Origin of the sequence: Micromonospora sp. NPDC005194 (assembly GCF_040608335.1) — a bacterium.
Classification (GTDB): Bacteria; Actinomycetota; Actinomycetes; order Mycobacteriales; family Micromonosporaceae; genus Micromonospora.
The window spans coordinates 117,033-124,763 of the sequence record NZ_JBEXIA010000017.1; the positions used below are offsets into that span (position 1 = coordinate 117,033).

Sequence of the window (7,731 nt, forward strand, 5' to 3'; positions counted from 1 at the left end):
CCCCCACAAGACTGTGACCAGGATCATTCGATTCGCACATCGGGTAAACGTCTCGTGTTCGGCCCATGACGCCGCTATTACGCCGGGACGGGGTGTCGTCGCGGTCAGCAGCCCGCCGACGGTTCGGGCTGTTCGCCGAGGAACACCCGGCGCACCACCCGCTCGGCCGCCTGCCCGTCGTCCAGGCGGCAGAACCGGCCCCGGAAGTGCTGGCGGGCCTTGTGCGCGGCGTCCGAGCGCACCGCGTCCGTGCGGAACAGGTCGAGCAGGTCGGCGAACGTGGTGGCCACAGCCCCCGGTGGCTCCGCGGTGACGTCGAAGTAGACACCCCGGGCCAGGCGGTACGCCTCCCAGTCCGGTGTGTAGAGCACGATGGGCCGGTCCAGCACCGCATAGTCGAACATCGCCGAGGAGTAGTCGGTGACCAGCACGTCGGCGACGAGGTAGAGGTCCTCCACCCGCTGGTAGCCGCTGACGTCGCGCACCCGCTGGAAGTCCAGCGGCCAGCCGGGCCGGCGCTCCCGGTCGTGGAAGTAGTGGCTGCGCATCAGCAGCCGCCCCGAGTCACCGAGCGCGGCGACGAACCGGTCCGGGTCGAAGGGCGGCCGGTAGCCGGGCAGGTGCTCGCGGTGCGTCGGGGCGTACAGGACCACCTGCTCGTCGGGCCCGAAGCCGAACTCCGCGCGGAGCCGGCGTACCTCGTCCGGACTGGCCGTGACCAGCCGGTCGTTGCGCGGATAGCCCACCTCCAGCGTCGTGTAGGTGGCCGGATAGGCCCGGTCCCACATCTGGGTGGAGAAGCTGTTGGCGCTGACGCTGTAGTCCCAACGGTCCACCCGGCGCAGCAGGCCGGCGAAGTCCATCCGGCCCGCGCCGACCGGGTAGCGCTGCTGGTCGAGCCCCATCACCTTGACCGGGGTGCCGTGATGGGTCTGCACGTGCACCTGCTCCGGCCGCTTGCGCACGAAGTCCGGGTAGTTGACGTTGTTGACCAACCACCGGGCCCGCGCGAGGACCCGGTAGTACGCCGGGGTGCCGGCGACGACGTACTCCACCCCGGCCGGGACATCGTCCACCCGGTCGCGGCGCACGATCCACACGCCCCGCACCTCGGGGGCCAGCCGGCGGGCCGCCTCGTAGATCGCGGCCGGGTTGCAGGAGTACCCGCGGTACCAGTAGGCCGCGTACACCGCGAGCGTCGGGTCCACCGGCCGGCGCAGCTCCGCCCGGTAGTACTCGTGCAGCAGCCCGTCGCGGGTCAGCCGCGCGCCACGCCGGGCCACCGGCCCGACCCGACGACGGGCGGTACGCGCCTGCCTCCGGGCCGTGTCGCGGGCCCGGCTGGCGGCCCGCAACGCGCTGAACGTCCGCCACCGGCCGGCCGCCACCAGCCGGTGCTTGACTCCCTCGACGCCCTCCGGCACGGGATACCCGCCCTCCGGCAGCCACCGCGCGTAGTCGGCGGTGATCTGCGCGAAGAACGCCGGCCGCAGTTCCGGGGCGATCCGCTGACCGTTGCCCAGCACGGTCAGGTAGTGCCAGATCATCCGTTCGAAGACCGCCGGCCGCAGCGCGTCCACCGCCGGCGACCAGGCGTCCATCAGGTGGAAGACCCGGTGCCACTGCGGGAACACCTCGAAGTGCCGGTCCCCTCTGGTCTTCGTGATCGCGCCGGCACGGCGCTGCCGGTAGTTGACGCAGACCCGATCCAGTACGCCGATCCGCTGCGCCGCCATCAGCACCGGGTAGCTGAACGAGACGTCCTCGTACCAGCCGTCCGAGAAGCGCAACCCCAGCTCGACCAGAAACTCCCTGCGGACCAGCCGGTTCCAGGCGGTGTGCAGCAGCCGCATCGCCTCCGGCCGGTCCCGCAGCCGGAAAGTGGCCGCTCCGGGTGACTCCGGGAACACCTCGGCCATCGCGCTGCGGGTGGCGGTGTCGTTCCAGTGCGTCCGGACGTGGTCCACCAGCAGCACGTCCGGCCGGGTCGCGCGCAGTCGCTCGGCCACCTCCCGCAGGCAGTCCGGCGCCAGCCAGTCGTCCCCGTCGAGAAACCACACGTACTCGCCGACGGCCTGGTCCAGCCCGATGTTGCGGGCTGGACCGAGGCCGACGTTCTCCGACAGTCGGACCGACCGGACCCGCTGGTCGCGGGTCGCGTACTCGTCGATGATCTCGCCGCTGGCGTCGGGCGAGCAGTCGTCGACGGCGATCACCTCGAGGTCGGTCACCGGCTGGCCGAGAACCGAGTCCAGGCACTCGCGCAGATACCCCTGCACCCGGAAGGCCGGCACCACGAAACTGATCAGGGTCATCCGGCCGTCCCTCCGTCAGCGCGGCGCGACACCTCCCGCGCCCACCGGCGCGGCCGACGCCCGCGCGCTACGGGCCGGCCGGACGAACCAGGCCAGGACGACGCTCGCCACGAAAACCACGAGAAGGTACGCACCGAGTGTAGCCATGCCGATACTCACGATGCCGACAATCGCCGCGAGGGCCAGCAGCACCGAACGTCCGTCCCAGCCCAGCGTGGCGACGTGCAGCGGTGGCGCCGTCTGCCGCTTCTCCAGTCGCGCCGTCAGGTCGTAGTGGTGCACGGTGAGCACGAAGACGTAGCCGAAGATCAGCCAGCCCGGCGCGTCGCCGACCACCCCGACGGCGATCGCGAACAGGTACTCGGCGGCCCGCAGCGCCGCCGGCACCAGCCAGTCCAGCGGGCCGTTGTGCGCGGCCCCGGCGCCGAGGCCACCGGCCAGCAGCACCAGCAACGCCACCGGCACGGCCCACCGCAGCCCTGCCGGCGAGTCGCCCAGCAGGGCGACGACAAGCAGCACCGCCGGGCCGAGCGCGGCGATCACCGCCAAAGTGAGCGGCCCCATCGGGCGGACCACCGGCAGCCGGCGGGCCAGCGGGCCGTCGTCGCGGTGCAGGGTCGCGTCGACCGTGTCCAGCACCGGCACCCACATCCAGCGGGCCCGCAACGTGCGCAACGCCCCGGTGTACGCGAACGCCAACCCACCCCAGACCAGCACCGCGATGAGGCTGACCAGCGGATTGAACAGCGCCACGGTCAGCGCGATCAGCGCCCACCGCTCACCGATCGGGAACACCACGGTCCGCTTCAGCCAGTACGACAGCGAGCCCGTGTCCGCCTGCACCCGCGTCGACGCGGCGTTCAGCCGGTCACCGATACCGCCGCTGGCTCCCGCCGCCGTCCGGGGCCGGCGTGCCGCCTCGTCGTGCAGCACCCCGTACCAGGTGTCGGTCATGTGCCGGACGGTCTGCAACGTCATCGCGGCGATCGCCAACGCCCAGCCGTTGCCCAGCCCGGCGTGACTGACTCCAAAGCCCAGGCCGGCGTAGACCAGGTACTCCTTCGCCCGGTCGGCCATCGTGTCCAGCCAGCCGCCCCACGCGCTGAAGTGCCGGGTGTAGCGGGCCAGCTGACCGTCCACGCAGTCCAGCACGAAGCCGAGGTAGAGCAGCACCGCGCCGCCGACCAGCGCGGGTCGCCCGCCGACCCCGAACAGCACGGCGGCGGCCAGCGCGAACAGCACCGAGATCACCGTGACCCCGGTCGGGGTGAGCCGCAGCCGGGCCGCGAGCCGGACCACGTACGGCGACCAGGTGCTGACGAAGTACGTGGAGAAGAAGTCGTCCCGCTCCTTCACCGACAGCCGCAGCTCGGCGCGGTCCTCGTCGACCGCCGTCACCGCCGCCTCGGCGGCGACCAGCCCGGCCGGGTCCTCGACCCGGTGCGCCACGAGCAGGCGTACCCGCTGGGCGAAGATCAGGGTGCCGAGCGCCGCGAGACCCGCGACGAGCCGGTCCACGGCGGGCCCGGGCTCGTCGTGGCCGGCGCCCCCGCCCGCCGGCAGCGGCGACACGTCACCGGCCGGCCCGATCGGGGCGGCAAGGGGTCGCGCGCCGACGGCGGCGGCCCGCGCGGCGGCGGCCAGGGTCGGCAGGTCGTCGACGCCGACGCGCAACGCGCCACCGAACACGCCGGTCGCGTCACCGTCGAGGGCGTCCAGCGGGCCGGCGTCGACGATCTGGCCGCGCTCCTCGCGCACGGCGGTCCGTCCGGGCACCGGCGGGTCGGTCAGCACCAGTGCCACGGTCGGTCCCACCGGGCTGGTGGCGAGGTGCCGCAGTACGGCGGTGTGCGCCACCAGGTCGGTGCCACTGATCAGCAGCGGCCCGTCGGCGGCGTCGGCCAGCTCGGCCAGCTCGTCGAGGGTGGCGGCGAAGCGCACGTCGGCCGCCCCGGCCCGGCGCAGCTGGGCGGCGAGTCGGTCGGCCAGCGGCTCGCCGGACGCGGTGCGCAGGCTCGCCGCGGCCGTCCCGGCGGCGAGCACGATCGCGAGCGTCACCGCGGAACCGCGGCGTGGTACGCGTCGAGCGCCTCGGCGATGGTGCCGTCGAGCGTCAACCGGCCCGCGTCGAGGTACAACCCCCGACGGCAGAACCGGGTCAGGTCCTTTTCGTTGTGTGACACCAGCACGAGCGTGCGCCCCTCCCCGAGCAGACGTTCAATCGTCGCGTAACACTTCTTGCGGAACTCCGCGTCGCCGACCGCGGTCACCTCGTCCATCAGCAGGATCGGGTGCGGCAGGTGCGAGATGATCGCGAAGCCGAGCCGCACCTTCATTCCCGACGAGTAGTGCCGCACCGACGTGTCGATGGCCCGTTCCACCTGCTCACCGGCGAACTCGACGATCTCGTCGAAGTGCCGCTTCAGGTAGCTCGTCGACAGCCCGTGCAGCCCACCGACCAGGTGCAGGTTCTCCCGCCCGGTCAGGTCGTTGGAGAAGCCGGCGGACAACTCCAGCAGCGGCGCCACCGCGCCGTGCACCCGGATGTCGCCCTCGTCGGGGATGAGCACCCCGGCGATCAGCCGCAGCAGGGTGCTCTTGCCGGTGCCGTTGCGGCCGATCACCCCGACGGTCTCGCCCGGCTCGACGGTGAACGACACGTCGCGCAGCGGCCAGAACTGGCCGGGCAGGGCGCCCCGGGCGCCCCGGTGGATGAACAGCTCGCGCAGCCGCAGTTGGCGGCGCCGGTTGCGGACGAACCGGATGCCCAGACCGTCCGCCTCGATGATCGGCGCGGCCACGTCAGAGTTCCTTGAGCACGGCGGGTTCCAACCGGCGGAACGACCACCAACCGGCGGCCAGCACCAGCAGGCTGCCGACGACCGTGGTGGCGAGCAGGCGGGTGTCCGGGAACTCGTCCGGGTACCAGATCGCGTGGTGCAGCTGGAAGATCCCGACCAGCGGGTTCAGCTCGTACGCCACCTTCAGCCAGCCCGGCAGGCCGGACTCCCGGACCAGGCTGAGCGGATAGATGATCGGCGTGGCGTAGAACAGCACCCGGATGATCAGCCGCAAAAACCGCTCCACGTCGCGCATCAGCACGTTCCACGCGGACAACAGCAGGGCCAGCCCGATCAGCAGCACCGCCTGCACCGCCACCGCGAGCGGCAGGGCGAGCAGCGACCAGCCGGGGTGGATCTTGCCGCGCGCCGCGTAGATCACCGCGATGCCGATCAGGATCGGCAGGCCGGCCGCGTACTCGGCGAACCGACCGGTGACCCGGCCGATCGGGAACACCTGCCGCGGCACGTTCATCGTGGTGATCAGCCGGGACTGGCCGGTCAGCGCGTTGGTGGCCTCGCTCAACGCCGAACTGGCCCACATCCAGGCGAAGATCCCGGTGATCAGGAACAACGGGTACGACCCGGCCGCCTCGCCGAGGTGCCGACCGGTGTCGCGGGAGTAGAGCACCCCGAAGACGAACCAGTAGATGGCGCCCATGCCGAGTGGCTCGATCAGCGACCAGAAGTAACCCAGCACCGACTGCTGGTACTTGACCGCCAGATCCCGTCGGACCAGGATGCGCAGCGAGTTGCGGTGCGACCACAGGGCCGCGACGCCAGAGGTCACCGCAGCCTCCCGCCTCCTGAAAACGGACGCCAGGTTAGCAGTCGGTGAACGAATGCTCCGAATCGGCGGGGTTCAGCACTCGATCACGTTGACGGCCAGACCGCCCCGCGCCGTCTCCTTGTACTTGACCTTCATGTCGGCGCCCGTCTCCCGCATGGTCTTGATGACCTTGTCCAGCGACACCTTGTGCACGCCGTCGCCGCGCAGGGCCAACCGGGCGGCCGTGATCGCCTTGATGCTAGCCACCGCGTTCCGCTCGATGCAGGGGATCTGCACCAGGCCACCCACCGGGTCACAGGTCAACCCGAGGTTGTGCTCCATCCCGATCTCGGCGGCGTTCTCCACCTGTTCCGGAGTGCCACCGAGCACCTCGGCCAGCCCCGCCGCCGCCATCGAGCAGGCCGAGCCGACCTCACCCTGACAGCCGACCTCCGCGCCGGAGATCGACGCGTTCTCCTTGAACAGCACGCCGATCGCGCCGGCCGCCAGCAGGAACCGCACCACGCCGTCGTCGTCGGCTTTTTCGATGAAGCGGCTGTAGTAGTGCAGCACCGCCGGGATGATCCCCGCCGCGCCGTTCGTCGGCGCGGTCACCACCCGACCGCCGGCCGCGTTCTCCTCGTTCACCGCGAGGGCGAACAGCGTCACCCAGTCCATGGCGTGCAGCGGATCGGGCGTCCCGACCTCCGCCTCCAGGCCGCGCCGCAACTCCGCCGCGCGCCGCCGGACCTTCAAACCACCAGGGAGTACGCCGTCCCGCTCATAGCCGCGCTGCACGCACTCCCGCATGACCCGCCAGATTTCCAGCAGGCCGGCCCGGATCTCCGCCTCGCTGCGCCACGAGCGCTCGTTGGCGAGCATCACCTCGCTGATCGACAGCCCGGTGCGGGTGGTGACGTCGAGGAGCTGCGCCCCGGTCAGGAACGGGTATCGCACCCGCGTGCTGTCCGGCTTGATGCGGTCCGCGCCCGCCGCCGCCTCGTCCACCACGAAGCCACCGCCGACGGAGTAGTAGCTGCGGGCCCGGACCTGCTCCCCGGCCGCGTCGAAGGCCACGAAGGTCATCCCGTTCGGGTGGTACGGCAGCGACCGGCGACGGTGCAGCGTCAGGTCCCGGTCCGGATCGAAGTCGATCTCGTGCGCACCCAGCAGACTGATCCGCCGCTCGGCGCGGATCCGCTCGACCCGAGGACCGACGGTGTCGGTGTCGACCGTCTCCGGCGCCTCGCCGGCCAGCCCCAGCAGCACCGCCCGGTCGCTTCCGTGCCCGTGCCCGGTCGCGCCCAGCGAACCGAACAGCTCGGCCTGCACCCGCGCCGTCTCGGTGAGCAGCCCGTCGGCCTTGAGCCCGGCCACGAACGTACGGGCGGCCCGCATCGGCCCGACCGTGTGCGAGCTGGACGGCCCGATGCCGACGCTGAAGAGGTCGAAAACACTGATCATGGCTGCGCTTCCTCGGCGTCGTCCCGTCGTACGGGATCCGCCCGGTCGTGGCCGCCGGTCCGGCAGCCCCGCTCGTGGCCGCCCGGTCGGGTGGCCGCCGGTCACCCGGGGTGTGGGTGCCCGACCTGCGAGCCTACCCGCCCAGCTCACCCCTCAACCGAGCACGGCGGCGGGGCCACCCGGCCGCCTCCCGCCGGCCGCTCGTCCGCCACCTTCGCGCAGCCTTCATGATCACGCTCGATCCTTGTTGTCAACGCTGTTGCGTTTGGCGATCGGGACTTGAGTCAAGGGCTTTGGAGACGCGAACGGGACTTCTGATAGATCAGCTTGTGTCGAGCAAGGT

The 7,731-nt window shown here is 71.7% G+C and carries 5 protein-coding genes; all 5 read right to left on the minus strand.

Translation table 11 applies throughout. The features are described 5' to 3' along the window. Positions 1-104 precede the first annotated feature (104 nt). Entirely contained in the window at positions 105-2,315 is a 2,211-nt protein-coding gene (locus ABZU53_RS17125; protein WP_355066675.1) for a bifunctional glycosyltransferase family 2 protein/CDP-glycerol:glycerophosphate glycerophosphotransferase, read from the minus strand. Positions 2,316-2,330: 15 nt separating this feature from the next. Further along, a complete protein-coding gene (locus tag ABZU53_RS17130; RefSeq protein ID WP_355066682.1) occupies positions 2,331-4,328 on the minus strand; it encodes a DUF5941 domain-containing protein in 1,998 nt (665 codons plus the stop codon). Between the two features lie 41 nt (positions 4,329-4,369). Then, on the minus strand, positions 4,370-5,116 hold the full coding sequence (locus tag ABZU53_RS17135; protein WP_354863304.1) for an ABC transporter ATP-binding protein: 747 nt from the start codon (positions 5,114-5,116) through the stop codon (positions 4,370-4,372). Between the two features lies 1 nt (position 5,117). Beyond that, complete coding sequence (locus tag ABZU53_RS17140; protein ID WP_355066676.1) at positions 5,118-5,945, minus strand: ABC transporter permease; 828 nt, start codon at positions 5,943-5,945, stop codon at positions 5,118-5,120. Between the two features lie 72 nt (positions 5,946-6,017). Next, positions 6,018-7,388 carry an L-serine ammonia-lyase gene (locus ABZU53_RS17145; protein ID WP_354863302.1) on the minus strand — a complete coding sequence of 457 codons (1,371 nt, stop codon included), beginning with the start codon at positions 7,386-7,388 and terminating at the stop codon, positions 6,018-6,020. Positions 7,389-7,731 lie beyond the last annotated feature (343 nt).